This is a genomic window from Phycisphaeraceae bacterium (genome assembly GCA_019636655.1).
GTDB lineage: Bacteria > Planctomycetota > Phycisphaerae > Phycisphaerales > UBA1924 > JAHBXB01.
In genome coordinates this window covers 60,550-85,456 of sequence record JAHBXB010000001.1, presented here as the reverse complement: position 1 = coordinate 85,456, position 24,907 = coordinate 60,550, and the positions used below count along the sequence as shown (strand labels likewise).

The 24,907-nt window shown below is 69.1% G+C and carries 23 protein-coding genes and 1 other RNA gene; 10 read left to right on the top strand and 14 right to left on the bottom strand.

Annotation, left to right across the window (positions count from 1 at the left end; genetic code table 11):
* Positions 1-18: 18 nt before the first annotated feature.
* Positions 19-2,013, bottom strand: coding sequence for an amino acid permease (locus KF745_00380; GenBank protein MBX3356860.1), 1,995 nt, complete (start codon positions 2,011-2,013; stop codon positions 19-21).
* 141 nt (positions 2,014-2,154) lie between these two features.
* Complete coding sequence (gene elbB / locus KF745_00375; GenBank protein MBX3356859.1) at positions 2,155-2,853, bottom strand: isoprenoid biosynthesis glyoxalase ElbB; 699 nt, start codon at positions 2,851-2,853, stop codon at positions 2,155-2,157.
* A gap of 183 nt (positions 2,854-3,036) precedes the next feature.
* Here elbB and KF745_00370 point away from each other — a divergent pair, with 183 nt between their 5' ends.
* Complete coding sequence (locus KF745_00370; protein ID MBX3356858.1) at positions 3,037-3,477, top strand: CBS domain-containing protein; 441 nt, start codon at positions 3,037-3,039, stop codon at positions 3,475-3,477.
* 23 nt (positions 3,478-3,500) lie between these two features.
* Here KF745_00370 and KF745_00365 read toward each other — a convergent pair whose 3' ends face one another.
* On the bottom strand, positions 3,501-4,610 hold the full coding sequence (locus KF745_00365) for a hypothetical protein (protein MBX3356857.1): 1,110 nt from the start codon (positions 4,608-4,610) through the stop codon (positions 3,501-3,503).
* A 58-nt stretch (positions 4,611-4,668) separates the two neighbouring features.
* On the opposite strand from KF745_00365, the gene rnpB reads away from it, so the two are divergent.
* An RNA gene (gene rnpB, locus KF745_00360) (RNase P RNA component class A) lies at positions 4,669-5,121 on the top strand.
* 62 nt (positions 5,122-5,183) lie between these two features.
* On the opposite strand, the gene KF745_00355 is transcribed toward rnpB, so the two are convergent.
* From KF745_00355 to KF745_00345, 3 genes are read right to left on the bottom strand one after another with little or no spacing between them, the layout of a single operon-like run.
* Entirely contained in the window at positions 5,184-6,005 is an 822-nt protein-coding gene (locus tag KF745_00355) for a hypothetical protein (GenBank protein ID MBX3356856.1), read from the bottom strand.
* Positions 6,002-7,447: an ABC transporter permease gene (locus KF745_00350; GenBank protein MBX3356855.1), complete on the bottom strand. Its 1,446-nt coding sequence runs from the start codon at positions 7,445-7,447 to the stop codon at positions 6,002-6,004. The genes KF745_00355 and KF745_00350 overlap by 4 nt, the downstream gene beginning before the upstream one ends.
* Positions 7,440-8,429, bottom strand: coding sequence for an ATP-binding cassette domain-containing protein (locus KF745_00345; protein MBX3356854.1), 990 nt, complete (start codon positions 8,427-8,429; stop codon positions 7,440-7,442). Before KF745_00345 ends, KF745_00350 begins: the two co-directional genes overlap by 8 nt.
* 99 nt (positions 8,430-8,528) lie before the next feature.
* Here KF745_00345 and KF745_00340 point away from each other — a divergent pair, with 99 nt between their 5' ends.
* The 5 genes from KF745_00340 to KF745_00320 all read left to right on the top strand — a co-directional run bounded on the left by KF745_00340 (position 8,529) and on the right by KF745_00320 (position 14,275).
* Positions 8,529-9,629, top strand: a complete 1,101-nt coding sequence (locus tag KF745_00340) for a PCRF domain-containing protein (GenBank protein ID MBX3356853.1) — start codon at positions 8,529-8,531, stop codon at positions 9,627-9,629.
* Between the two features lie 125 nt (positions 9,630-9,754).
* On the top strand, positions 9,755-10,738 hold the full coding sequence (locus KF745_00335; protein ID MBX3356852.1) for a hypothetical protein: 984 nt from the start codon (positions 9,755-9,757) through the stop codon (positions 10,736-10,738).
* 33 nt (positions 10,739-10,771) lie between these two features.
* Entirely contained in the window at positions 10,772-12,067 is a 1,296-nt protein-coding gene (locus tag KF745_00330; protein ID MBX3356851.1) for an aminoacetone oxidase family FAD-binding enzyme, read from the top strand.
* Positions 12,064-13,728 carry a type I 3-dehydroquinate dehydratase gene (locus tag KF745_00325; GenBank protein MBX3356850.1) on the top strand — a complete coding sequence of 555 codons (1,665 nt, stop codon included), beginning with the start codon at positions 12,064-12,066 and terminating at the stop codon, positions 13,726-13,728. The genes KF745_00330 and KF745_00325 overlap by 4 nt, the downstream gene beginning before the upstream one ends.
* Positions 13,729-13,894: 166 nt before the next feature.
* A complete protein-coding gene (locus tag KF745_00320) occupies positions 13,895-14,275 on the top strand; it encodes a hypothetical protein (GenBank protein ID MBX3356849.1) in 381 nt (126 codons plus the stop codon).
* A 21-nt stretch (positions 14,276-14,296) separates the two neighbouring features.
* On the opposite strand, the gene KF745_00315 is transcribed toward KF745_00320, so the two are convergent.
* The 3 genes from KF745_00315 to KF745_00305 all read right to left on the bottom strand — a co-directional run bounded on the left by KF745_00315 (position 14,297) and on the right by KF745_00305 (position 15,751).
* A complete protein-coding gene (locus KF745_00315) occupies positions 14,297-14,833 on the bottom strand; it encodes a hypothetical protein (GenBank protein ID MBX3356848.1) in 537 nt (178 codons plus the stop codon).
* Between the two features lie 7 nt (positions 14,834-14,840).
* Positions 14,841-15,227, bottom strand: a complete 387-nt coding sequence (locus KF745_00310; GenBank protein ID MBX3356847.1) for an acyl carrier protein — start codon at positions 15,225-15,227, stop codon at positions 14,841-14,843.
* A 101-nt stretch (positions 15,228-15,328) separates the two neighbouring features.
* The gene (locus KF745_00305; GenBank protein ID MBX3356846.1) at positions 15,329-15,751 is read right to left on the bottom strand and encodes a hypothetical protein; all 423 of its coding nucleotides are present in this window, start codon (positions 15,749-15,751) and stop codon (positions 15,329-15,331) included.
* A 65-nt stretch (positions 15,752-15,816) separates the two neighbouring features.
* Here KF745_00305 and recO point away from each other — a divergent pair, with 65 nt between their 5' ends.
* Positions 15,817-16,551, top strand: a complete 735-nt coding sequence (gene recO, locus KF745_00300) for a DNA repair protein RecO (GenBank protein ID MBX3356845.1) — start codon at positions 15,817-15,819, stop codon at positions 16,549-16,551.
* 134 nt (positions 16,552-16,685) lie between these two features.
* Positions 16,686-18,170: an HDOD domain-containing protein gene (locus tag KF745_00295; protein ID MBX3356844.1), complete on the top strand. Its 1,485-nt coding sequence runs from the start codon at positions 16,686-16,688 to the stop codon at positions 18,168-18,170.
* 9 nt (positions 18,171-18,179) lie between these two features.
* Here KF745_00295 and KF745_00290 read toward each other — a convergent pair whose 3' ends face one another.
* Positions 18,180-19,409, bottom strand: coding sequence for an insulinase family protein (locus KF745_00290; protein MBX3356843.1), 1,230 nt, complete (start codon positions 19,407-19,409; stop codon positions 18,180-18,182).
* Between the two features lie 387 nt (positions 19,410-19,796).
* Positions 19,797-20,384, bottom strand: coding sequence for an FHA domain-containing protein (locus tag KF745_00285; GenBank protein ID MBX3356842.1), 588 nt, complete (start codon positions 20,382-20,384; stop codon positions 19,797-19,799).
* A gap of 69 nt (positions 20,385-20,453) precedes the next feature.
* Between KF745_00285 and hemW the strand changes: the two genes are divergently transcribed.
* Positions 20,454-21,755 carry a radical SAM family heme chaperone HemW gene (gene hemW, locus KF745_00280; GenBank protein MBX3356841.1) on the top strand — a complete coding sequence of 434 codons (1,302 nt, stop codon included), beginning with the start codon at positions 20,454-20,456 and terminating at the stop codon, positions 21,753-21,755.
* Positions 21,756-21,759: 4 nt separating this feature from the next.
* Here hemW and KF745_00275 read toward each other — a convergent pair whose 3' ends face one another.
* From KF745_00275 to KF745_00265, 3 genes are all read right to left on the bottom strand, one after another.
* Complete coding sequence (locus KF745_00275) at positions 21,760-22,557, bottom strand: RluA family pseudouridine synthase (protein ID MBX3356840.1); 798 nt, start codon at positions 22,555-22,557, stop codon at positions 21,760-21,762.
* 28 nt (positions 22,558-22,585) lie between these two features.
* Complete coding sequence (gene pgl / locus KF745_00270) at positions 22,586-23,413, bottom strand: 6-phosphogluconolactonase (protein MBX3356839.1); 828 nt, start codon at positions 23,411-23,413, stop codon at positions 22,586-22,588.
* Positions 23,414-23,523: 110 nt separating this feature from the next.
* Positions 23,524-24,756 (bottom strand): hypothetical protein, encoded by a 1,233-nt coding sequence (locus KF745_00265; GenBank protein MBX3356838.1) that lies wholly within the window; start codon positions 24,754-24,756, stop codon positions 23,524-23,526.
* Between the last annotated feature and the right edge of the window lie 151 nt (positions 24,757-24,907).

The window sequence follows — 24,907 nt, the reverse complement described above, 5'->3', positions numbered from 1 at the left end:
CGCGGGGGCGGAGCGGGGTCAGGTCGCGCCGGATGCGGGCGGCTCGGGATGCGGCGAGGCGGGGCGCGGTGTGCCGTTCGTGGGCTGAGCGTCGGCGCCGGGCGCGGGCGGGGTGGCGGCGTCGAGGGTGGGCGCGAGGGTGAGGAGGTGCGGGGAGTCCTCGCGGGTGATGAGCGCTACCTCGCTGGGGAGGTGCTGGACGACCCGCGTGATGACATCGCCCTCGAGGGCGCGGGCGAAGGCGCGGCGCTTGGTCTTGCCCATCACCAGGGTGTCGCAACCGAAGGTGACGGTGTAGTCGAGGATCTCCGCGGCGACGTCGGTGGCGCAGACGTAGATCGGCACAACGGGGACTCGAACGCTGCGGGCCAGGGCCGCGACGCTGCCGAGGCTCTGGAGGGCCTGGGGATCGTCCTCGACCTTGGGGACGGCGCCCGGGACGACGTCCATGAGCCTGAGGGTCCGGACGTACATGACGAAGAGGGTGGCACCGCGGCGGCGCGCGAGGTCGACCGCGAACTCGGCCTGGCCGCGGCCGCGGGCCGCGAGCATGATGCGGGGCTTGGCGGGATCGATCGGGGCGATCTCGCGCCGGAGTTCCTCGAGCCAGCCGTGGGCGGGCTCGACGACGGGCGCGGCGAGGGCGAGGCGGCGGGCCCTGAGCCGCACGACCCATCGGGAGATGAGGACGAGGCCGACGGTGGACCCGGCGAAGAGGGTCGCCTGGGGCTTGCTGACGGTGATGGTGAGGGTGATGGCGAGCAGGAAGAGACCGAGGGCCCAGAGACCGGCGCGCTCGCGCGAGGAGACCTCGAGCCTTTGGTTGAACGCGCAGCAGAGGATGTTGGTGGTCACCGCGCCGCAGACGCCGATGACGTACATATCGGCGAGGCGGGCGACGTCCCGCTCGAGGACGAGCACGGCGATGCAGACCCCGCACGAGACGACGAGGGCGACCCAGGGAACGCCGGGGTAGTTCAGCGTGGTGAGGCCACGGGGCAGTTCGCGGTCGTGCCCGAGGGAGTAGAGGACTGAGACCATCGCCATGATCGCGGTGTTCGCGGCGGAGATGAGGAGCAGGCCGAAGACGACGGCGGCGCCGCGTCCGACCGCGAGGCCGGCGGAGTCGCCGAGCCAGTGGGAACCCGCCTCGATGGCGAGCACCTTCATGCCGGTATCGCGGTAGGCCTGCACGTCGGCGGGGATCGGGCCGCCAGAGGCCTGGTAGACCGACCAGTCGGGGACGTGCTTGGCGGCGAGGCCGCTGAGACCGGCGAGGGCGACGCCGAAGAGGAGATTGAAGATCACGACCTCGGCTGCGACGGGCCAGATGGTGCGGCGGGCGGTGCGGCCGACGGGCTCTTTCATCAACCCGGCCATGTTCGCGACGGCTTCGACGCCGGCCATGGCGAGGCAGATCTTGGTGAAGACGACCCAGGACATCCAGGGACCGTGCCCGGTCGAAAGGGTGAATCGGCTGAGGCCCGCGGGGACGTAGGGGAGGCAAAGGAGGGCGATGATGCCCGACGCGGCGAGGGCGACGATGGCGGCAACGGCGGCGAAGGTGCCGGCGCTCTTGGCTCCAAGCCAGTTGACTCCGCCGAGCGCGAGGACCGCGAAGACCGAGAGCCACAGCACCACGGTGGTGCCGCCGCCGATGCCGCCATGGCCGATGCCGAAGTAGTGGAACGCCTCCACGAGCGAGATGACGACAGTGATGATGTAGCCGCAGAGCAGGAGGGTCGAGCCGACGACGGCGAGGGTCGGGTCCACCTGCTTCGCCGCGGCGTAGACGCCGCCGCCATCGGGGAAACACCGGCAGACCACCGTGTACGCCCACGCGACGGCGATCATGAGAAGGCTGATCGCCGCGAGGTACATCAGGGAGGCGTGACCGGCGTAGAAGAACGCGAGGCCGAGGACGTAGAGGCGGCTGGTTCCCCAGTCACCGAAGAGGAGCGGACCCGCGTGGTACCAGTGCAGGTCGCGTGGGCGTCGTTGGGTGACCAGCATCAGACGACTCAACGCCCCTGGAAACGCCCGGGCCGGGTCGCGCGGCCAACCGCGCTGACGACGCCCATCCGGACCGGGTCGATCAGAACGATGCTACCCGCAAAGTCATGCCGGGGCGCACCGTGCGGCCGCTCTTTGTCGCTACCGAACGGCCCTGGCGGGCGCTATGCGGGCGATCACGTTGTCGATCATCTCGCCGATGCCCTCGTACACCTCGTGGACAGGAGCCGACCCGTACATGTACGCGGGCGCGGTGATGACGCTGTTCGCCTCATCGATGCACGCCTGGTGAACGGGGCGGGGCTCGTGCCGGCTCCCCATCGCGGTGATCGCCGAGGCGGCTCCCGAGTCGTCGCCGATCGTGACGGCGACGCCGGGGCCGCCCGCCTTCGTGCCCAGAACCCGCGCGGCGATCACCGGGGCGATGCAGCACATGCCGACCGGCTTGCCCGCGGCGTGGAACTGCTTGACAATTCGGGCAACCTCGGGGTCCACGTCGCAGGAGGCTCCCTTCTCGGCGAAGGTGCAGAGGTTCTTCGCCGCGCCGAAGCCGCCGGGGAAGACGACGGCATCGAAGGCGGATGGGTCGAGCGCCGAGAGCGGCTCGATCTTGCCGCGGGCGATGCGGGCGGATTCGACGAGGACGTTCCTCGAATCACCGGCGGGCTTGCCGGTGAGGTGGTTGACGGTTGGGGCGGTCTTGTCGGGGGCGAAGCAGCGCACGCTCGCGCCGTGGCGGCTGAGGTGGATGAGGCACGAGACGGCCTCGTGGATCTCGGAACCGTCGAGGAATCCGGAGCCGGCGAGGACCACGGCAACGGTTGATGAATCGGTGGACATTGGATGGCCTCCGGCGGTCCCCCGCGCACTCCCGTAGACAGGGTATGCGGCGTTGCCGCGGCCATGCTCGCCTCACCGCTCCACGAGTATCAGCGATATTCAGGGTTTTCGCTACCAAACCGATCCCTGAGAACGCATACTAGAATGGGACAGCAGTTTGCTCGACGACAAGGAGACACAACCATGTCGACCGTGCGCGAGATCCTGCGGCAGAAGGATGCATCAAAACCGAGCCTGGTAACGATCTCACCCGCGGCGAATGTGCTGCAGGCGGCGAAGGTGATGAACCAGCATCGGATCGGGTCGCTGGTCGTCGCGGAGGCTGACAAGCCCGCGGGGATCATCACCGAGCGGGACGTGCTTACGCGGGTCGTTGCGATGGCCCTCGATCCCGCGGCGACGCCGGTGTCCGCGGTCATGACCACGCCCGTGCTGTGCTGCTCGCTGGAGTCGCCGGTCTCGGAGCTTCGCGGCACGATGCGGGAGCGCCGGATCCGGCACGTGCCGGTGGTGGATGGGGGCCGGTTGATCGGCATGGTCTCGATCGGCGATCTCAACGTGGCCGAAGCCGAGGCGCTGGTGCGCACGATCACGACGCTCGAGGAGTACATCACGCGGGGCTGACCCCGCCGCGAGGCGTGGGGGAATCAGGCCGGGAGCATCGCCATCTTCTGGATGGTCGCGGGGGACTCGCCCTCGCCTGTCCGAGCGCTCAGCAGCGCCGCGCCGGCCATCGCGAGCACACGCCGGTAGTTCACCGGGGCGGGCGCGGCCTCCCGCCCGGAGACATACCGCTCGATCGCTTCGCCGATGATGGCGGCGCTGCGGCCCTCGCCGGGTGCGTGCTCGGGGGACACTCGGCCCGAGCCGACGCCGCGGGAGGAATCGACGCGGGAGCCGTCGGGGCCGATCCACTCCAGTCCATCGTCGTAGACACGGAGCCGGCCGCGGGACCCGATGAGCGTGATGGTCCGTCCCCACCGGCCGGCGTTGTCGGAGACGGCGATGCAGGCGGATCGGCCGTCGGCGAACCGCAGATTGGCAGTCAGGTCGCCCGAGAGGCCGCGGAGGGACTCGCCGTTCATCTTGCGGAGCGCGGTCCCCGAGGTGGCGCGGGCGCCGGGCCAGACGTAGGCGGCGTCGATGGACTCGGGCTCGCCTAGGAGTGTCAGGATGGTGTCCATGGCGTCCATCACCCGGGCGCCGAGAGAGCCCTCGATCGGCCGGGACCAGGATTCGAACACCATCGCGCGAATCTCGCCGAAGTGATCCATGACATCCGAGACCGCCTGCATGGGAGAGGAGAGGCGTGCGAGCGGGATGAAGCGGACCAGTTCAGAACTGACGACCGCGTCGCCGGGGGTATCACCGACAAGGGCGGGGCTGGCCAGGTGGAGCGCTGAGCAGGGGATCGGCTCGAGCGAGGCCACCTTGAGGCCGCGGGCCCGCGCGGCGCGGAGGGAATCGAGTTCTTCGTCGACGCTGCCATCGGCCCGGCCGGCGAAGTCGCCCGGCGCGACGAGGAGCATGAGCGAGCACTCGGTGGTCGCGAGGGCCGATCGCAGGTCGCTCGGGGCCGCGGCCGAATCGCCCGGGTCAAGACCGAGGAGTTCGGCGACCTCTCCGGAACGACCTGGCGTGGGGCACCCCGCCGCGAGGAGGTGCACGCCAGCGGCGTCGAGTGCGGCGCGGACCAACGGCACCTGCTCCGGCTGGAGCCAGGCGACGGTGGTCGGTTTGGTCGCGGGAGCGGCCATCGCGGCATGCTACCGCGCCTCCAAACCCGGCGCGCGAGACGTCCGTATGATGCGGTGCAGGTGCGGGCACGCGGCCGCCGGCCGGTCCGGGCAACCGGGTCGCGCCGGAGGAAAGTCCGAGCACGGCAGGACACGGCGGTGGGTAACCCCCACCCGTCCGCGTCGGTGCGGGCGCGGGACAGTGCCACAGAGATTGAACCGCCGATGGCCCGGGGCAACCCGGGATCAGGCAAGGGTGAAAAGGTGCGGTAAGAGCGCACCGCCCGGCTGGCGACAGCCGGGGCACGGCAAACCCCGCCGCGTGCAAGGTCACGCAGTCGCCGCTCCGGGCAACCGGGGACAGCCGGTCCGGCTGGAAGGCGGCGGGTAGATCGCTCGACCCCGGTGGCAACACCGGGGCCAGAGAAATGGCCGCGGCCGCCGTCAGGCCCGGGCCCGAGCCCCCGTCAATCAGCACGGGACCGGGAACCGGCGGCGGGCACAGAACTCGGCTTACAGCCCGTACCGACCGAGCGCGGGCCCTTGGGAAACCAGGGGCCCGCGGCCTTTTTGGGGAATCGGGCGCGGCGGGCGTTACGCGCGGGCAACCCGGGGACGGGCGGGGGCACGCGCGACGATGTAGACGACCCAGTTGTCGCCGAGTTCGGGGCCGCTTGAGACGGGGCGGACGATCATGCCTCCGCGGCTGTCGATCGCGTCGGCGTAGCGGTCGTAGACCTCCGTCGACGGGAAGCCGGCTTCGGCCATGGCCTCGCGGACCTCGGCCATGGTCCACAGGCGCCAGCGGTAGGTGAACGCATCCTTGAGAACGCGGTCCCGTGTGGAGCCGGGATCGCGGAGGCGGAACGTCATCGTGTTCACGACGCGGGCGGTGAGGATGTCCGCGGATCGCTGGGTCCAGGTGTATTCGATCCGCTCACCGGCGGGACCCCGGAGGCGACGGGTGTAGGAGCCGGGCGTGTATGCCTCGGCGCCGCCGTAGAGGTCGCAGGCGAAGACGCCGCGGGGGGTCAGGCTCGCCCGGGCGTTCTTGAGGTATCGGAGCAGGGCGGCGCGGTCGGAGAGTTCGCAGAGGGCGAAGTTGAACGCGGCGATGACATCGGCGCGGCGGCGGGTGCGGGTGGCGTCGGCGCGCAGGCACTCGACGCCGGGGGAGGCGCGGCACTTGGCCATCGGCTCGGGGTCGAGGTCCACGGCGATCGCGCCGGCGCGGGGCACGATGCGGGTCCAGGCGCGGGCGACGGCGCCGGGACCGGCAAAGTCGTCGCGCAGGACTCGGGGGCGGGCGCCGTGGACGGCGTGGAGGAAGCGGGCCTCCTGGTCGGGAGCCTGGGCGCACAGCTCGTAGAGATCGAACCGGTCGAGGCGGCGGGGGCGCCCGGGCGGGGCGGTCATGCCATGCGCACCCATTTGGCGAGCGTCTTGAGGTTCGGCGGCTTGCCGTACATCAGCACGCCGACGCGGAAGACCTTGGCCGCGGCCCACGCGGCGATGCAGGCGGTTCCCACGCCGACGGCGATCGAGAGCGGGATCTGCCAGCCGGGCACGGGCTCGGAGCCGGCGAGGCGGATCACCATCACGAAGGGGTTCAGCACGGGGATGAAGGACATGATGGTGGCAAAGAGCGAGTTGGGAGCGCGGCTGATGGGCATCCAGAGGAGCCATGGGGTCATGACGACCAGCATCACCGGCGTCATCAGCGTCTGCGCCTCGCGGAGTTCGTTGACGGAACTCCCGACGGCGGCCATGAACGACGCGATGGTGAAGAACGCGATGAAGAAGAAGATGACGAGGTAGACAACGTTCATCGGATTGAGCAGGTAGTACAGGCTGAATGTGATCAGCGATGCGATCATGAGCCCGGAGTAGACGAGCAGCAGCAGCAGGCTCGCGGCCATCTGGCCCAGGATCTTCCCGGTCATCAGCTGCAACGGGGAGACGGCGCTCAGGAGGACCTCCATCACTCGGCTGCCCTTCTCCTCGATCGTCGTCGTCAGCAGGTATTGGCCCCCGGTCATCACGGACATGAGCAGCAGGAGCATGAACCCGGCGGGCACGAGGACCGACGCGATCTCGCTGGTCTTCTGGGCCCCGGAGGCGGTCATCGCCTTGGTCTCGGCCCTGGGCCGCTCGAGCAACTGACGGACCTGCGCCGGGTCGATCCGCGCCTCCCTGAGGCGCGGATCGGCGGCAAGGCGGGTGTCCACGATGGCGCCCTGGACGCGCTGGGTCAGCCGCTGCTGGACCTCGAAATCGAGTTTCGACGCGACGAAGAGGTCGAACCCGGCGAACTGCCCGTCGGGGCCGGGGGTCACGCTGGCGTCGGGTATGACGACCAGGGCGATGCGTTCCTTCCGGGGGCCATCGGACTCTTCGCCGCGGGAAACGCGCGGGTTGGCCGTCTTGAGGGCTTCGAGGATCGGATCGAGATGCGTGTCGGCGCTCAGCACCTCGACGGCGATCTGGGCGCCGTCGTCCGACTGCTTCGCGGCGGCGGCGGAGGCGGTCTCGTTGGCCTGCTTGGAGGCCTCGGCGTCGAGGCCGAGTTGTTTGACGCCCTCCGCGATCTGCTCCTCGGTCCTGGCCTTTCGCTCGGCGGACTCTTGTGCGAGGCCTTCGGCGGAGAACCTCTCGACGATGCGGCCGGCGACGGCTCCGGAGTGGTCGACGACGGCGAGCGTGCCGGAGACCCTCGGGCCGGGGAGGCTCTTCAGAAGAGGGATGATCATCAGGGCGACGACCATGATCGCGGGAGGGATCACCACCCCGAGCAGGTAGCCCTTGGTGAAGACCGTGGAGCAGAACTCCCGCCACGCCACGCACAGGGTTCTAAACACCGGCCACCTCCGCCGGGGCGCCGGCCTGAAGTTCCGCGCGGCTCGGGGCGGCGGCGCCCGAGGCGGTTACGAGTTCGATGAAGACATCCTCGAGCGAGGCCCGCTTGACCTCGAGGCGCCGAACCGGGATCGCCTGGGCGACCGTGGTGATCGCGCCGGCGGGATCGACGTCGTCCTCGAGGTACACCTCGATCCCGCGCGATGCGGCGCCAGAGCCCTCGGGGAGGGTCACGCCCCGCACGCCGGGCAGGGCGGCGAGCCGCTCGCGGGCTCCCTCGCGGTCGACCGGATCGACGAGCAGGGAGCGGGGGTCGTAGCGGGAGAGGATGTCGTGCACGGGCGCATCGAGCACCTTCTTGCCCTGGTGGATCATGAACACGCTGTCGCAGAGCTGCTCGGCCTCGAACATGGCGTGGGTGGAGAAGATGATGGTGCGGCCGGCGCGGTGCTGCTCGTCGATCAGCTCCCGCATCAGCCGGCGGTTGACGGGGTCAAGGCCCGAGAAGACCTCGTCGAGGATGATCAGTTCCGGCTCGTGCAGGATCGCGGCGAGGAACTGCACCTTCTGCTGCATGCCCTTCGAGAGCTCCTCGCAGCGCTTCTTGTAGCAGTCCGCGAGGCTGACGCGGTCCAGCCACTGCCGCACCTTGGGGCCCAGCACGTGCCCGTCGACGCCCTTGAGGCGGGCCATGTAGCCGAGGAAGGCGCCGACCCGCATCTTCCGGTAGACCCCGCGCTCCTCGGGCAGGTAGCCGATGCGGTCCTTGCTCTCGACCGCGCTCGGGCGGCCGAGCACGGAGATCCGCCCGGAGTCCGGGAAGAGGATCGACATGATCATCCGGATGGTGGTGGTCTTGCCGGCGCCGTTGGGGCCGATGAAGCCGCACACCGTCCCCTGCCTGATCCGCAGGTCGACGCGGTCCACGGCCACTTTCGGGCCGAAGGTCTTCGTGAGGTCTTCCAGGACGATCGCGTCGGACAAGCGGGTGCTCCGGTGCTGCCGTTCAGAGTGGTTCGGCGGTGCATCATACCGGTTTCACGCGGCCCGGCCCCTTTCTAGCTTCGCTATCATCCCGGGCCCATGCCGTCGCTGCTGGATTCCATCCCGCCCGCCCTGCTGTCGAAGCTCGAGGAGCTCGCGTCGCAGCATGCGCAGTGGGAATCTCGCCTGAACGATCCGGCGATCATGGCCGATCACCGTGCCGTCCGGGAGGCGGCGATGAAGAAGGCGGCCCTGGAGAAGGTCGTCCTGGCCTACCGCGAGTTCCGGCGACTCGCGGCGGAGGCCTCGGACCTGCGCGGGGTTATCGATGACGGCGGAGACCGCGACCTGGCTGCGCTCGCGGCGGACGAGTTGCCGCAGGTCGAGTCGCGCGCGGCGGCGATCCTGGACCAGGTCAAGAAGCGGCTGGTGAGTTCCGATGACGACGCCGTCGGCTCTGTCATCTTCGAGCTCCGCGCCGGGACCGGGGGGGACGAAGCGTCGCTCTGGGCCCGGGACCTGCTGGACATGTACTCCAAGCTCGCGACCAAGCGCGGATGGGCGTTCGAAGTGCTCGAACTCTCCATCGAGCCCGCGGTGAGCGGGGTCCGCAGCGCCGTGGTGAACGTCCGAGGCGAGGGGGTGTGGTCCATCCTCGCGTTCGAGTCCGGGGTGCACTCGGTAAAGAGGGTCCCGGCCACCGAGGCGCAGGGACGCGTCCACACCTCGACGGCGACCGTGGCGGTGCTTCCCGAGCCCGAGGAGGTCGACGTCAAGATCGACTGGGCGAACGACGTCGTCGAGGATGTCACGACGGCGCAGGGACCGGGCGGGCAGAACGTCAACAAGGTGGCGACCGCGGTCAAGTTGTTCCACAAGCCGACGGGGATCGAGGTCCGGATGCAGGAGAGCAAGAGCCAGCACCAGAACCGCGACAAGGCCCGCCGGTTGCTGCTGGCCCGCATCTACGAACTGGAGCAGCAGAAGAAGCACGCGGCGCGGGCCGAGGCACGCCGCAGCCAGATCGGCGAAGGGGGCCGCAGCGAGAAGATCCGCACGTACCGCTTCAAGGAGGGGATCGTGGCCGACGAGCGGCTTCCGGGCGAGTACAAGCTCCGCGAGGTGATGGCCGGCGACATGGATGACATGCACAGCGCGCTGGTCGAGCAGGAGACCGCCCGCCGGCTCGGGGCGCTCTGACCCGCCTCTGACGCGGCCAATCGGTCGGGGCGGAGCGGGCCGCCCGATAAGACAAGCCAATGACGCGACCGCGACTGGCCGGCGCGGATGGTGCGCGGCATACTTGGATCTCACGGGGGACGACCATGCGACGCCGCGTCACAGACAGCCTGATCGGCGCGACAAGCGTGCTGGCCGTGACGGCCCTCGCGAGGGGTGATGTCGTGCCATTTGCGTTCACGGTTTCCCCTTCCGCGTCGGGCCTCAACGCGAACGCCTCGTTCTCGATCTCGAGCCATGGCTCGCTGGTCGGCGCCTACGACCCGGTAACGAACCCCTCGGGGACCCGCACCACGCCCGGCCTGGTCGGTCCGTTCGGACCCGGAGAGAACAACGCCGTCCCCGCCACACTGGGGTCGGAGATGGGCGATCCGATCCTCTCCAGCGTCGCGGGCGGCTTCGGCGTGGTGCTCGACCCAGGTGCGGGGACGCTCACCATGGGCGGGCTCGCCGCGAACCTCATCGCCTCGGGCTTGGCGCCGCTGACGGCAAGTATCCAGTTCGCCAGCGATCCGTTCCGGACCCGCGCACCGGACGCCGAGTACCCGGGCGGGAACTCGGTCCAGCTTCCGCTGCGGACCGCCACGGTGACCGCGCTCTCGATCGCGCAGATCGGCTGGAGCCCCGCCGGCACACTGACCGCCACCGGCAACCCTGGGGAGTTCACGTTTACGGTTGTCCCGATGATCACGCTGTCGGCAACGATCTCGTTCCTTGGGCTCACGTTCGAGGCGACGGGGGCTACTGCGGTGCCGTTCCCAATGCAGGGAATGATCCTGCTCTCGGGTGGTGGGGCGACGCTCGACTCGGTGCAGCCGATCGAGATCGGGAACTCGGTTGATTCCGACCTCGCGCTGCCGCGGCTTCCCTTTGACATCCCGACGCTCATTCCCGAGGGCGGCACCGCCAACCTGCTGCTTGATCTCTCGCTGACGAACGTCTCGGCCGGGTTCAGCGGCACGCTCGGTCTGGGCGCCGGCGGGACGCCAGTTCCGTCGCCCGCGGCGGCGTTGCCCGCGCTGGCCCTTTTCGCGGTGCGTCGGCGCCGCAGGCCCGCCGCGGCGCCGTGACTTCGGCCGACGGACCTTTGCTACCCTCGTCGCGTGCCTGAGCAGTTCGACATTGCCGTGGTGGGCGCCGGGGCTGCGGGCCTCATGGCGGCGATCTGGGCGGCCCGCACTGCACGAGGGCGCAAGGAGCCGCCCCGGGTTGTGGCGCTGGACGGCGCTAAGGCTCTTGGCGTCAAGATCCTGGTCGCGGGGGGCGGCCGGTGCAACGTCACGCACCACGCCGTTGATGAATCGGCATACGCGGGCTCGTCGAGGCACGCGATCAAGAAGGTGCTCCGCGGATTCGGCGTTGCGCGGACCGTCGAGTTTTTCGGCGACCTCGGCGTTGAACTCAAGCGCGAGCCGACCGGCAAGCTTTTCCCGACGACCGACCGGGCACGCACCGTGCTCGAGGCGCTGCTGGCAGCCGCGGCGGAGGCGGGCGTGGTCGTCCGGCATCCGTGGCGGGTCGAGGCCGTAGTCGCATCTGATGGCGGCTTTGCCCTGCGGCGGCACGAAGGCGACGGCGCCACGGACTCGATCACGGCCCGGCGGGTCATCCTCGCGACCGGGGGCAAGTCGCTGCCCAAGTCCGGATCGGACGGCCATGGGTACGAGTTGATGCGATCGTTGGGCCATTCGCTGACGCCTCGGGTGTTCCCGGCGCTGGTGCCGCTCACGCTCCCGCCAAGCCACCCGCTGTGCTCGCTCTCGGGGATCGCGGTGCCCGCAACGCTGCATCTCCGCTCATCGACGGGCAAGCGGCTGGTGTCGTTCACCAACTCGACCCTGCTTACACACTTTGGGCTCTCTGGCCCGTCGGTGCTCGATATCTCCCGCTACTACATCGACCAGCGCGCGGCGGACCCCGGGGCCACGCTCGTGATCAACTTCCTGCCGGAGCAGACACCGGAGGCCATGGACGCGGCACTGCTGGCGCTGAACGCCTCGAGCCCCGCGCGGCTGCTCTCGCTCCCCCCCCACTCACTCCCCGACCGCCTGGCGCGATGCCTCTGCGGGATCGCGGGTGTCGACCCCGCGGCGCCGGGTCACTCGCTCACCCGCGACAAACGCCGGGCCCTGGTCGATGCGGTCACGCAACTCCGGCTCCCCATCACCGGCGACCGCGGCTTCGTGCACGCCGAGGTTACCGCGGGCGGCGTGCCGCTGTCCGAGATCCACCTGGACACCATGGAATCACGCATCTGCCCCGGGCTGCACCTGTGCGGCGAGATCCTGGACGTGGACGGCCGGATCGGCGGGTTCAACTTCCAGTGGGCGTGGGCCAGCGGGTACGCGGCGGGGGTCGGCGCCGCGGGCTCGCCCGCGGCCGCTAGACTCGCGCCGTGACCCTGGTGTGCGTCTCCATCGTTGTTGAAGACTTGGCGTCGGCACTCGCCGATGCTCAGGCCGCGAAACGCGCCGGCGCGGACCTGGTCGAGTGGCGCCTCGACGGGTTCTTTTCCGGGGGAAATGACCCGCTGGATTTTGCCCGGATCGTCCGCCTTGTGAGCGAGTCCCCGCTCCCGTGCATCGCGACGTGCCGGCCGGTTGCCGAGGGGGGTCACTACGACGGGGATGATGCGGCGAGGATCGCGCTGTTCGAGGCGCTGGGCGCTGCGACGGGACCGGGGTCGCACCCGCCGCGGTTCCTGGACGTGGAATACTCGACCTACGTCCGTTCGGCGAACCTCAAGCAGAAGGTCAACCTGGCGGTCGGGCATCCCGGGCAGGTCCGGGACCTGGGAACATCGCTCGTCCTCTCGCTGCACGATCTCGCCGGTCGACCCTCGGACCTGACGCGGCGGCTGCTGGCCATGGGCGCCGAGCCCGCCGCGGCGGTCGTGAAGTTCGCGTACCGCGCGAGATCGCTGAGGGACAACCTGGAGGTGTTCGAGGTGCTCGCGGACAACTCCGCCGGGCGGCCGACGATCGCGCTGGCGATGGGTGAGTTCGGGCTCATGTCGCGGGTCCTGGCGCCTAAGTTCGGCGGGTTTCTCACGTTTGCGTCGTTGCGAGAGAGTTCGGCGACCGCGCCGGGGCAGCCCACGATCGAGGATTTGCTGAGGCTGTACCGATTCCGGGAGATCCGGCGTACGACGGCGGTGTACGGCGTCGTCGGCTGGCCGGTCGCCCACTCGCTCTCGCCGCTGCTGTTCAACTCCGTGTTCTCCGAGAAGCGAACCGACGCGGTCTACCTGCCACTGCCGATCCCGCCGGAGTACGAGCACTTCAAGGCGACCCTGCTCGCGCTGATCGACGACGAGCGGCTCGGACTCGCCGGATGCTCGGTCACCCTTCCGCACAAGTCCCACCTCGTGAGGCTCGCCCGCGAGGAGCGCGCAGCCGGGCGGGCATGGGAGATCGACCGGTTCGCCGATCTCTGCGGCGCCGCCAACACGCTGCGGATCGCGCGCGGCCCCGGCGGCCGGGCCAGCGGATGCGAGGTGCTCAACACGGACGGCCCTGCGGCGGTCGGGCTGCTGGCGAGAGCCCCCATCCGCCGCGCGGTGCTGCTCGGCGCCGGGGGGTCGGCGCGAGCGGTCGGCGCAGCGCTGCGGCTCGCGGGGTGCTCGGTCGCGGTCGTGAACCGCACTCGGGCCCGGGCTGAGGCGCTGGCCGACGACTTGCGAACCATCGCACCCGAGAGCGCCGCGGAAGTGCCGACCATGGAATCGGTTGATGCGAGCGCCGTTCCCCGGCTCGATCCCGATGCGATCATCAACTGCACGAGTGTCGGGATGACCGGCGGACCGGACCCGGGTGGATTCCCGTTCGATCTCGCTGCGCTCCCGGATGGCTCTCGCCGTGCCGTCGTCTTCGACCTGGTGTACAGCCCGGCCCGGACGCCGTGGCTGACCCGGGCACAGGCACTTGGCCACCCGGTGATCGATGGAATCTCGATGCTCGCCGCCCAGGCGGCGATGCAGTTTCCGGAGTCGACCGGCCTCGGCTGTGCCGACCTTTTCGACCGCATCGCGCGGGCAGCAGTCCGCGTGCCACGCACGTAGATGGCCGGATTATTCCAAGAACCTCCTGGGACTTTTGGCGTATTCCCTAGTGAACGCGGAGCGACGGCCTCCGGTCGCTGCGGCCACGGATGCCGCTCGACACGCCGGTCGCTTCCGAACCGCCCCCGCGGGGGTCTTGTCGGTGTGTACCTCCGGAGTCGAGTCCATGTCCCACAACCTGACCGGCACCGTCCGTCCGGAATCCAAAGCCCAGAGCCTCTGCCCGGTAAGGCCGGTAGCCAACGCCGAGCCGTATGTGTGGCTCGTGCTTGTCGGCGCTCTCGACGTCATCCTGACGTGGATCGTGCTGTTCTTCGGCGGTTCCGAGGTCAACCCGATCGCGGAGCGTGCGCTCGCCGTGGCGGGGCATTGGGGCCTGATCGGGCTTAAGTTCACGGTGGTCTGCGTGGTGGTGCTGATCTGCGAGTACATCGCGATGCACCGCCCGGCGCTCTCCAGGCGTGTCGCCGTCGTCGGCGTGGCGATCTCGTCGATCCCGATTGTCATGGCCCTGGCGCAGCTCACGGCCCACATGGCCGGCCTGTAGCAACGGCGCGAACGAGCGAACTCAATCGACGGCGATGCCGCTGGATCGCAGCAACGTCTTGAACTGTTCGCCGAACACGAAGTTGTGACTGGGGAACGCCTCGCCGCTCGCCCCGGCGCCGCCCATGTTGTTGTCCAGGTGGCTGAACATCAGTTCGATGCGGCCGATCTCGCGGTACCCCGCGCCGGCGTTGGCGTGATCGAACAGTTCGACGAGCCCCTTGGTGGCCGCGCCGGCGCCGTCCATCCGCTCGATCTCGGCGGTATACCGGAGGGTCATCCCTGGGCCGGCATCCCGGGAGAGTTCGGCCCGCCCGATCTTGGCCAGGATGACCTTCTCGCGGAACCCCTCGGAGTGGCCGACAAGGATCCCCGCCGCCTGGGCCATGCCCTCGAGGATCAGGCTCGCCGGCATGACCGGCAGGGCCCGGAGGCCGCGCGACTCGTCCGCGGCGAAGTGATCGTGGAGGTGCTCCTCGGCCAGCGAGACGTTCTTGATCGCGACAAGCCGCTTGCGCGGCTCGAGCTCGATCACGCGATCAATCCACATCCATCGCATGGTCGCGCTACTTGGCGTTCAGCTTGCGCTCGACGTACCGGACCAGCGTGTCGACCGTGAAGATGTCGCCGACGCGGGCGACTTGCGGGTCCTTCTCGAAGGACGAGAAGTCCACGTGCGGCAGGCGGGCCTTCATCGCGGCGATCCCCTCTGGCGTCACCTTGCCGCCCTGCACGTACTTGGGATCCTGGGCCACGTTCTCGGGGAACAACTCGCCCTGCGGGATCTTGAAACCGAAGGCCTGCTCGAGCTTGAAGACGATGTCCAGGAAATCGATCGATTCCGCCCCGAGGTCCTTGGTCAGGGACGCCTCCGGCGTGACCTCATCCTCATCAACAGCCAGCGCGTCGACCAGCACCCCCTGAACCTTCGCAAAGATCTCATCGCGTGTCATGTGGCCCCAATCTGTGTCAGCCCGCCCCCAGCATGCCGGCACAGTGCCGAACATTATCCATACAATACAAGCCGCTCCGGGCAGCGTCCATCGTATCCGGGCTAGTCGCCGCTTCCCAACCGGACCGGACGCATCGAGAACCGCCCTGAGACGGCGACCGCTGCATCAGCAGCAGCCGGCACACCGGGAACGACCACGGTCCCCTCCCCCTTGCACTCGACCACCCCCTCCACACGCTTCACGACCGACACCTCGACCCGGAGCGATTCGCCGGGACGGACAAACCGGCCGTACTTCAATGCCCGGACCCCGCCCAGCACCATCCGCTCCTGCCCTGGAAAAGTCTCCAGGAGCCTCCTGGCGGCCTGAACCATCGACTCCACCATCATGACCCCAGGCAGCACGGGAAAGCCCGGGAAGTGGTCCTGGAGGTACTCCTCCGCGGCGGACACCTGCTTGAGCGTGACGATCCGGCTGCCGTCGGCAGCCTGTTCGATCAGCGAGTCCACGAGGTCAAAGTGCATGGGCCGAGGATACGCCAAAGCGTGCTCCGCCGCGCGGCGCCCGCGCCCGCATCTATGCTCCATCCGTGCCCGCCGTGCTCGATGATGCCCTGTGCGTTCGCCATTGGGACTGGTCCGAGACCAGCCAGACGGTGTCGCTGTTCACGCGGGCTCACGGCCTTGTCCGAGCCCTGGCCAAGGGGGCGAGGCGGCCCAAGGCGCCCTACAGCGGCGGTATCGAGCTGCTGACCCGCGCCGAGGCCTCGCTCATCATCAAGCCCAGTTCCGACCTGGTGTTGCTGACGGCTTGGGACCTTGCCGAGACGTTCGCCGCGGTGCGCCGATCGCTCGCGGCGTACTACGCCGGCATGTACATCGCTGAAGTAGTGCAGGTCAGCGTCACCGATCGCGACCCGCACCCGGCCATGTTCGATTCGGCGGTGGACTGCCTGCGGTCCCTGGACGAGCCATCGGGAGCGCGAGCGGCGCTGGCGATGTTTCAGTGGAACGTCCTTGTCGAAACCGGATACCGCCCGGTTCTCGGTAATGACGATCAGGGCCCGGGTGGCACGAGACGCTTCAGCCCGGCCCATGGCGGCGTTGTCAGGGACCCGCCGACGACCGGCTCCCCGGTGTGGAGCGTGCGGGCGGAGACGGTGACGCTCCTCGAACGCCTCGACGCCGAAGGGCGCCTGCCGACGGACGCTCACCCCCAGACCGTTGATCGCGCCGGCCGGCTCCTCGCGGCGTACCTGAGGTACGTTCTCGGACGTGACCTCGCCACCGCGGCGCTCGTGTTCGGTCCCGACCTGCCGCGCTAGGCCCTCGGCCTGTCGCCCGCGTGAAGTCGCGGCACCACCGGGCCGATCTTCTGCACAGAAGGATCGATCGGCGCAACCCCGCGCCGGACAGTGAAAGACCGAGCACACGGCCGAGTACGCGGCACGGAAGCGCGATGAATCCGGACGTTCTGGAACAGGTGCTCGAATGTCCGAGGCTTCCAAGCCTCCCGGCGGTCGCCCTGCGCGTCATCGAACTGACCCAGGACCGCGAGGTCGCGGTCACCGACCTGGCCGAGATCATCACGAGGGATCAGGCGCTCGCGGCGAAGGTGCTCCGGACGGTCAACTCGTCGTTCTACGCACTGAGCAAGCCGTGCTCGAGCATCAACCAGGCGATCGTTCTCCTGGGCCTCACCGCGGTGAAGACGCTGGCGCTCGGCTTCACGCTGGTCGGGGCGATCTCCAAGACCGCCGCGGACGACTTTGACTACCGCGCCTACTGGAGACGTGGCCTGCTCACGGGAATCGCCGCGAAGCACATCGCGCGGGCGGCGGAGATCGGCAGCGAGGAGGAGTGCTTCCTCGGCGGGCTGCTGCAGGACGTGGGCATGGTCGCGATGCACCTCGGGCTTGGACGGCCGTACCGCGAGGTCCTCGCCCAATGCGCGGGCAACCACCGGAAACTCGCCCGCCTCGAACTTGCTGCGTTCGAGATCCAGCACGCCGACGTGGGCGCCCTGATCGCCTCGCGCTGGCGACTCCCCGAGTCCCTGGTAATGCCGATCAAGTACCACGAGCGTCCGACGGCGGCCCCGCGGGAGCATGCCGAGGTTGTCTTCGCCGTCGGCCTGGGCAACATCGCCTGCGACGTTCTGGATGCAGAGGAGCCCGCGGGACCGCTGACACGCTTCTACGGCCGCGCCGAACAGTGGCTCCGGCTGAACGCTGCACAAGCCGACGACGTCTTGCGAGAAGTCGGACAGGTCTCAAAGGAGATCGCCGCGCTATTCCACCTCGACGCCGGCCAGGGGCCGGATGGCGAGGCGATCCTGGCCCGCGCACGCCAGCGGCTCCTCTCGCTGACGATCACCGGGCACGCGGAGGAGCCGACTGATGGGGGCGATGCCGACCCGGTCAGCGGGCTCCCGACCCGGACCCCGTTCGACCGAACCCTCATCGCCGCGTTTGAGCAGTGCACGTCCGGCGGTCCGCCGCTCTCCCTGGCCCTCTTCGACATTGATGGGCTCGACGAACTGACCGTGCGGCATGGTGACGCCACGCGCGACGCGACGGTGGTCGAGTTCGCGCGGCGGCTCGGGGACGCCCTGGCGTCGACCGACAGCACGCTGTACAGGCTCGATACCGGTAGGTTCGCGGCGCTCATGCCGGGCACCAACACGGTCGCAGCAACTCGCCTGGCCGAGGCGGCACGCCGTCGTATCCACGGCGTCCCGCTCGTCTTCCCGCCGGGAACGGCGGCGGTGTCGTCGATCAGCGTGTCGACCAGCGCCGGGCTGGTGTGCCTCGACTCCGCCGGCGGCGCACGGTTCAGCGATGCGGCGCAGTTCCTGTCGTACGCCGAGCGGGCGGTGCAGGCCGCCGCCTCCGCCGGACGAAACACGCTCCGGGTCTTCACGCCGGTCCCACGGGCCGCGTAGACCTCGCGATCAGGCGGGCATGAGCCGCCCGATAGTCCTGGGTCTGAACGGATACTCGGCAAGTACGTCCCGGACTTGCTGTACGGTGACCGCGCTCACCCGCTCCAGTTCCTGCTCCAGCGTGGTGTACTGGCCCAGGTAGGTCCACTGCCGCCCGAGGCGCTGCATCCGGCCCCCCGGCCGCTCGCCCGCGACGGTGATGCCCGTCGCCAGTTTGGTGCGGATTTTCGCGAGGTCGTCCTCGGTGAGGGACTCGGAGAGCGAGGCGACCGCCCGCTCCACCTCGCCCCACACCTCGTCGATCCGGTCCGGATCGCAGGACACGCTGACCACGAAGTCCCCGGTTCCGTCCCGCGCATCGTGCCCCGCCTCGGCCTCGTCGGCGAGGCCGGTCTCGACCAGGGCCCAGTGGAGGCGGCTGTTGTCTGAGCCGCCGAGGACCTGGGCGCCGAGGCTCGCGGCGTACCGGCGGTCGTCGGACATGCCCGGCGCCGGCGTCGCCATAATCGCGTACGCACGGTTGACCTTGTCACGCCTGAGCGTGAACTCGTGGTCGGCCATCCGCAGATCGCCGGGATCCCGGGAGGTCCCGGTGCGGCGCCACCCGCCGCACCGCTCCGCGATGGCATCGACCGCCGCGTCGAAGTCCAGACGCCCGGCCAGGGCGACCACGGTGTTGTCCGGCGAGTACCGCCGTTCAAAGTACTCCCGCATCTGACCCGCCGTCAGGGCCGCGATCGTCTCGTTGGTGCCGAGCACCCGGTGTCCCAGGGGATGATCACCATAGTGAGCGGCCATGACCGCCTCGTAGATCACCCACATGGGGTTGTCGTCGTACATCGCGATCTCTTCGAGGATGACGTTCTTCTCGGTCGAGAAGTCGTCCTCCCGGAGCGCCGGTCGCATCATGTCGGAGATCAGATCCACCGCCCCCCCGCTGCCGAGCAGGACCTCGGGCAGGACGCTGGCGTAGAAGCACGTCATCTCGTGCGACGTGTAGGCGTTGTTGCGCGCCCCGATGCGGTCGAAGGACCGGTTGAGTTCCTCGGCGGATCGGCCCGGCGTTCCCTTGAACATCATGTGCTCGAGGAAGTGGCTCACGCCCATCAGCGACGACCGCTCGTCACGGGCGCCGGTCTTGACGAAGAACCCCGCCGCGGCGGTGTGCGCCCCCGGCTCGGTCTCCGCGATGATGGTGAGCCCGTTGTCCAGGGTCCGGTGGTGAAACGTCACAGCCATGGGCCCAGTCTAGTGCGTGCCATCCGTCGCGACGGGAGAGTTGCCCGGGCGGCTAGCCAGGTGACCAGAGCCCGCCATCAGTGGCCACCGCCCGCCACACCCGACCAGGTCACTGGCAACCACCAATCGGGAGGGCCGGTTCGCGTCGCCGCATCGGGTTGGCACGCCCTTCGCATGTTTCCCCGGGACGCGTTGCGCGGCAGGAACGAGAGGGAAGCAAGAGGACACCGGCCCAAACCGGCGTCGTCGCTGAAACTCGAAGAGCCTTTCCCGAGTTGCCTCGGTGCGTCGGGGCAACATCACCAGCGGCGCTCGGATTACCTCCCCGAGCGCCGCTTTCCTGCGCGAACCATGTGCACGGATTGGCGCACGCCGCGGACGGCGGGTTCACTTGGGCTTGGCCGGCGGCTCGTCGTCATCATCGTCGAGGTCCAGACCCTCGAGAAGGTCGCTGAAGTCGACATCCTCGTCGTCGTCATCGTCCTTCTTCTTGGCCGGACCGGGCGCGGGCTGCCCGGTGGGACCCTTCACGACCGGGTTCTTCGGAGGCTCGGTGGGGGTCATCGCGGCGGTCTTCGGGCCTTCCGAGCCGCCCCAGGACGGAACCCCGGCGAAGCCCTCTCCCTCCGCGGCGACCGCTCCCGCGGCGTACGAATCCGCCGCGTCGATCTCCTTGGGATGCCCATCGATCCGCACCACGAACACGACCGGGCCGACGGCGAGCAGGTCCCCCGGAACCAGTTCCCGGGAACCCTCGATGCGCTCGCCGTTCACGTACGTTCCGTTGCTCGACTTGAGATCGCGAACGAGCAGCTCGTCGTCGGCCTCGACCAGTTCGCAGTGGCGCCGGGAGACGCTGCCCATGGGAATGCGGATCTTGACCGCTTCGTCCCGCCCAATCGCGGCGGGAAGGCTCGTCAGGGGGATCTCACGCGCCTTCCCATCCGCTTGAACCATCACCAGGGAAATCTTCACGCGAGACCTATCCTTCCGTAAGCCCCCGCTCCGCGTCCGCCGTGGATCGGTCCCGGGGGGCCGATTCTGATGCCGCACCTTACCGTCATCCCGACGCCCCGGCAAACCCACACCGCCCAATTTCCCGGCGTACAGCCCGCGGATGCCCTGGCGGCCCCGCGCCCACCGGTCCGGTCGCTCTACATCCATGTTCCGTTCTGCTTCCACAAGTGTCACTACTGCGACTTCTACTCGATCGTGGATACACAGGACCGGCAGGGGGCGTTTACGGACCGGTTGGTCGCCGAACTCGCGGCCCTCGCGCCCCACGCGGCCGGGGCCCCGCTCCGGACGATCTTTGTCGGCGGGGGAACGCCGACCCTGCTGCAAACACGGTACTGGGAGCGACTCCTTGCGGCGCTCGATCACCACTTTGACCTGTCGCTCGTGCGCTCGGCGGCCGGCGCTGACGACGGAATCGGAGAGTTCACGGTCGAATGCAACCCCGAGACGGCGCACGCGGAGCAGATGGCGTTGCTGCGAGCGGGCGGTGTGAACCGGATCAGCATCGGGGCCCAGTCGTTTGACCCGGTGCACCTGAAGACCCTGGAGCGGTGGCACGACCCGGCCAACGTCGAGCGCGCCGCCACGCTGGCGCGGGAGGCCGGGATCGGGCGCGTGTCGATCGATCTCATCTACGCGATCCCCGGCCAGACGCTCGAGGAGTGGAGCAGGGATCTTGATCGAGCGCTCGCGCTTGGGGTGCACCACCTCTCCTGCTACTCGCTGACCTACGAGCCGGGGACCGCGATGACCGCGCGGCTGGCCACCGGCACGTTCGCACAGGCCGATGAGGACCTTGAAGCGGACATGGGCCTCCTGACGCGGTCTCGCCTGCGTGACGCCGGACTGGATCGCTACGAGATCAGCAACTTCGCTCGACCCGGGCACGAGTCGCGGCACAACCTCGCGTACTGGCGGCAGGAGCAGTGGCTCGCCGCGGGTCCCAGCGCCTCGGCGCATGTTCTCGCATCGACCGACCGGCGCGGGGGTTCGCTGCGATGGAAGAACACGCCCCGCCTCGGCGATTACCTGGCGTCGACCGGGCACTCGCCCGTGATCGACTTCGAGTCCGCTGATCCGGCGAGGCTCATCCGGGAGCGGCTCATGATGGGCCTCCGGTTGCGCGAGGGGATCGATGCGGATGGCCTGCTTATGGACCTTCGCGCGATCGATCCCGCCGGAGAGTCTTCGCTACGGGGTGCCGCCAACCGCGTGGCCGCCCGGGGGCACCTGCTGGACACGGCGGGGCGGTGGACCCTGAGCGAGGATGGATTCATGTTTGCGGATGCGATCGCGGGGGAACTGATGCGGGCGGTCCCGTCCCCATAGGCGGTCATTCCGGCGGTGCGTCATCGGAGCTGTCCGCCGGACGGCCCGCGGGCGGAGCAACCTGATCCGGCCGCTCGAGCTTCATCCGCTTCAAGAGCGGCTTGAGATCATGCGGCCACTTTGAGCGTACATCGACGGCCTCGCGGGTGATCGGGTGGGTGAACGCGAGCCGGTGGGCGTGCAGGGCCAGGCGGGGTGATGATCCGGCGATCGCGGGGATCGCGTAGAACTCGTCGCCCAGGATGGGGCAGCCGATGGCGTCGAGGTGCACGCGGACCTGGTGGAGCCGGCCCGTAAGCGGTCGGCACTCGATGAGTGTGGCGCGATCCGACGCCTGCAGCACGCGGTAGGCGGTGGCGGCAGGCTTGGAGTCGCGGCTGCGGGACACCCTCGAGAGTTTCGGCTTGCCGCGCGTCCCCCCCGACTCGATCAGCGGCAGTGTGATGAGGCCGGTGGGCTCCTTCGGCGGCTTGGCGCACAGCGCCCAGTAGAACTTCCTGACCTCGCGTGCCTCGAACGACGCGCGGAGCAGGTCGTAGGCCCGCACACTGAGCGCGACGACGAGCAGGCCCGACGTGTCCTTGTCGAGGCGGTGCAGCAGGCCGAAGTCCCGCGAGGCTCCCAGGTTCTGCAGCGTGGAGCCGAAGCGTGCGAACAGGGCGTTGAGGAGCGTGTCTCGCTCGTGGCCCAGGCCCGGCTGCGTAGCCAAGCCGCTGCGCTTCTCGACCACGATCAGGTGCTCGTCCTCCACGCACGCGCGGAAGGTCACCTGGTCGTTGGGCTCTACCGAGAGTGTGGCCATGGCGACACGGTAGCCGCCGAGAGGGGCCCTACGTACCGCGGGGGGCCGCGGCCGGGCAGGCCGCGTGATCGAGGTACCACCGCAGCTCACCGCCGACCGGCCGGACGCCCAGGATCGGGAGTTCCTGCACGACCTCACGCCCGCCCGGACCGGCGGCGTCGCCAACGGCCTTGACGACCCGCTCGAATGTCGGTTGCTTTTCCGGACCAACCGCGAGCACGCTAACGAACCGGGAGGCGTTGATCAACCGGAACGTCATGGTCACGCGGTCCGGCGGGGTCACCCGGGGGCCGGAGTTGATCCGCACCAACCGGGGGCGCTCCGGCTCCTCCACCAGCGCGGGGGAGTGCGGGAACAGGCTGGCGGTATGGGCGTCCGGACCCATCCCGAGCAGGACGTAGTCGAGCCGGTCGTGCCCCTTCTCGCGCCAGGCGAGGCACTCCTGAAGTTCCCGCTCGTACCGCACGTCGGCGTCGTCGGCCATCGCGAAGATCGGGTGCACCTGCTCGCGAGGGATGTCGGAGTGGTCGCCGATGATCTCGTTGATCGCCTTGAAGTTACTGCGCTCGTCATCGAAGGGCACGCGTCGCTCATCAACGATCCACAGGTGGGTGCGGTTCCAGGGGAAGGCGCGGTAGGCAGGGTCGTACATCATCCGGAGGTACAGGGGGAGCGGCGTCTTCCCGCCCGAGAGCGCCAGGTGGAAGTCGCCGAACGCCCGGACGCACGACATGGCGTGAATCATCAGGTCCGCGGCGATCGAGTCCACAACGGCGTCGGCGGTTTCACGGACGACGACGGTACCGGGGAGTTTGGGGGTCGGCGGCGGCGCGGCGAAGTCGGGGAGGCTGCTCATCGGCTATTGTCGCCCCGCCGCGCGGCCCGGGCCAATCGCAAAAAAAGGAAAAGGCCCGCATCCATGGTGGATACGGGCCTTGTGATTCCAGTTGCGAGAGCCGCTCGAACTCAGCAGCCGCCGCCGAGAGCGCTGAACCACTCGCTGATGTACTGGGCGATATCCGAGGGCTCGACCACGCCGGAGCAGTCGAAGTCGCCCTGGAGCGTGCCGCCGGAAATGCCGGTGAACCAGGCGTTCACGAACGCCGCGATGTCGGACGGGGTGATGCCGGCCACACCGTCCTGCTCCGCGCGGCAACCCGCGGCGGGGATGGGCATGTTCGGGACCGACAGGCTGTCCGGCGCCCCGGCGTTGATCGCCGGCTTGAACAGCCCGAGCGTCAGGGTGCCGGTGGTCGTCGCCGTCGCGGTGGTATCGAACGAGAACGTGTACGTCGTGCTCCAGCGGAGGGCATTGGTGTAGGGATCGGCGCTATACACCTTGGGGGACTTCCACTCGATGCCGCCGGCGGTCTGGGTGACGCCCCAGTCGGTGTTGTCCCAGACTTCACCGCTGTGGTAGTCCACGTCGTTGAAGTACAGGTTGGACACATCCACGCCGCAGCCAACCGGCACGGTCAGCGAGCCGCCGCTGCGATCGGAGTTGACGTTCATGACGGAGTAGGAGTACCGCGTCACGCCGCCACCGAGGTTGGTGACCTTCGCCGCGACCCAGAAGCGAGCCGTGACCGTGGCGGTCAGGGTGGCGCCGGGCGTCGGGTTCGGGTAGTTGGTTTCGGGGTAATCAACGGCCTGGAGAACGACGGAGGGATCCTCGTTGTCCTTCCAAACCTGGATCGCGGCCTTCTGGCGGATGGTCGCACCGATGAAGCTGAGGCTGCCCGGTGCCGAGGCGTTGTTGATCTTGCGGGCGGACAGATTGTTGAGCCCGTTGCCGGCGAGGGCGTCGTCCTGCGTGACGTAGTGCGTATCGCAGTAGTAAATCGCGCCGGGGTTGCTGGCCGGGGCGACATCCGCCGTGGCCACCTGCAGACGGCGGCCAATCGTGGCCGGAGCGCTGGGGGGCGCGGTGTAGCCGTACGTCGCGCTGCTGGAGGTAAACGGATACGGGTAGAAGCCCGAGTTCGCGTTCACCGGCCACTTGGGGCCGAGGTTCGACTGGGTGGCGTTACGGCCGGCGGTGTAGGGGTCGGAGCAGGAGGGCGACAGGTAGCTGCCGCCGCCGCCGGTGCACGTGCAGCAGACGCTGCCGGTGAGGGCGGTAAACCCGTGCTTCAGCCATGACTGGCCGAGCTGCTCGAAGCGGCCGTCCTTGATGCGGTACAGATTCTGTCCGATCACCGGGTGTTCCCGCGTACCGGAGACCCATTTGATGATGGCGTTCCCGATGTTGCAGGAAGTTGTACCAAAGGAGTACGTGGTGGTAGCGCCGACCGGACCATTGGTCACAGGGGAGGCCATATCACCAACGATCACATCCGGGCCGGTCGGC

Coding starts and splice junctions, on each gene's coding strand:
- KF745_00320 (MBX3356849.1), top strand. CDS start 13,895: ATGTCCCACAACCTGACCGGCACCGTCCGTCCGGAATCCAAAGCCCAG.
- KF745_00365 (MBX3356857.1), bottom strand. CDS start 4,610: ATGGCCGCTCCCGCGACCAAACCGACCACCGTCGCCTGGCTCCAGCCG.
- KF745_00315 (MBX3356848.1), bottom strand. CDS start 14,833: ATGCGATGGATGTGGATTGATCGCGTGATCGAGCTCGAGCCGCGCAAG.
- KF745_00305 (MBX3356846.1), bottom strand. CDS start 15,751: ATGCACTTTGACCTCGTGGACTCGCTGATCGAACAGGCTGCCGACGGC.
- KF745_00340 (MBX3356853.1), top strand. CDS start 8,529: ATGCCGTCGCTGCTGGATTCCATCCCGCCCGCCCTGCTGTCGAAGCTC.
- KF745_00295 (MBX3356844.1), top strand. CDS start 16,686: ATGAATCCGGACGTTCTGGAACAGGTGCTCGAATGTCCGAGGCTTCCA.
- KF745_00275 (MBX3356840.1), bottom strand. CDS start 22,557: ATGGCCACACTCTCGGTAGAGCCCAACGACCAGGTGACCTTCCGCGCG.
- KF745_00310 (MBX3356847.1), bottom strand. CDS start 15,227: ATGACACGCGATGAGATCTTTGCGAAGGTTCAGGGGGTGCTGGTCGAC.
- KF745_00370 (MBX3356858.1), top strand. CDS start 3,037: ATGTCGACCGTGCGCGAGATCCTGCGGCAGAAGGATGCATCAAAACCG.
- pgl (MBX3356839.1), bottom strand. CDS start 23,413: ATGAGCAGCCTCCCCGACTTCGCCGCGCCGCCGCCGACCCCCAAACTC.
- KF745_00380 (MBX3356860.1), bottom strand. CDS start 2,013: ATGCTGGTCACCCAACGACGCCCACGCGACCTGCACTGGTACCACGCG.
- KF745_00335 (MBX3356852.1), top strand. CDS start 9,755: ATGCGACGCCGCGTCACAGACAGCCTGATCGGCGCGACAAGCGTGCTG.
- hemW (MBX3356841.1), top strand. CDS start 20,454: ATGCCGCACCTTACCGTCATCCCGACGCCCCGGCAAACCCACACCGCC.
- elbB (MBX3356859.1), bottom strand. CDS start 2,853: ATGTCCACCGATTCATCAACCGTTGCCGTGGTCCTCGCCGGCTCCGGA.
- KF745_00355 (MBX3356856.1), bottom strand. CDS start 6,005: ATGACCGCCCCGCCCGGGCGCCCCCGCCGCCTCGACCGGTTCGATCTC.
- KF745_00290 (MBX3356843.1), bottom strand. CDS start 19,409: ATGGCTGTGACGTTTCACCACCGGACCCTGGACAACGGGCTCACCATC.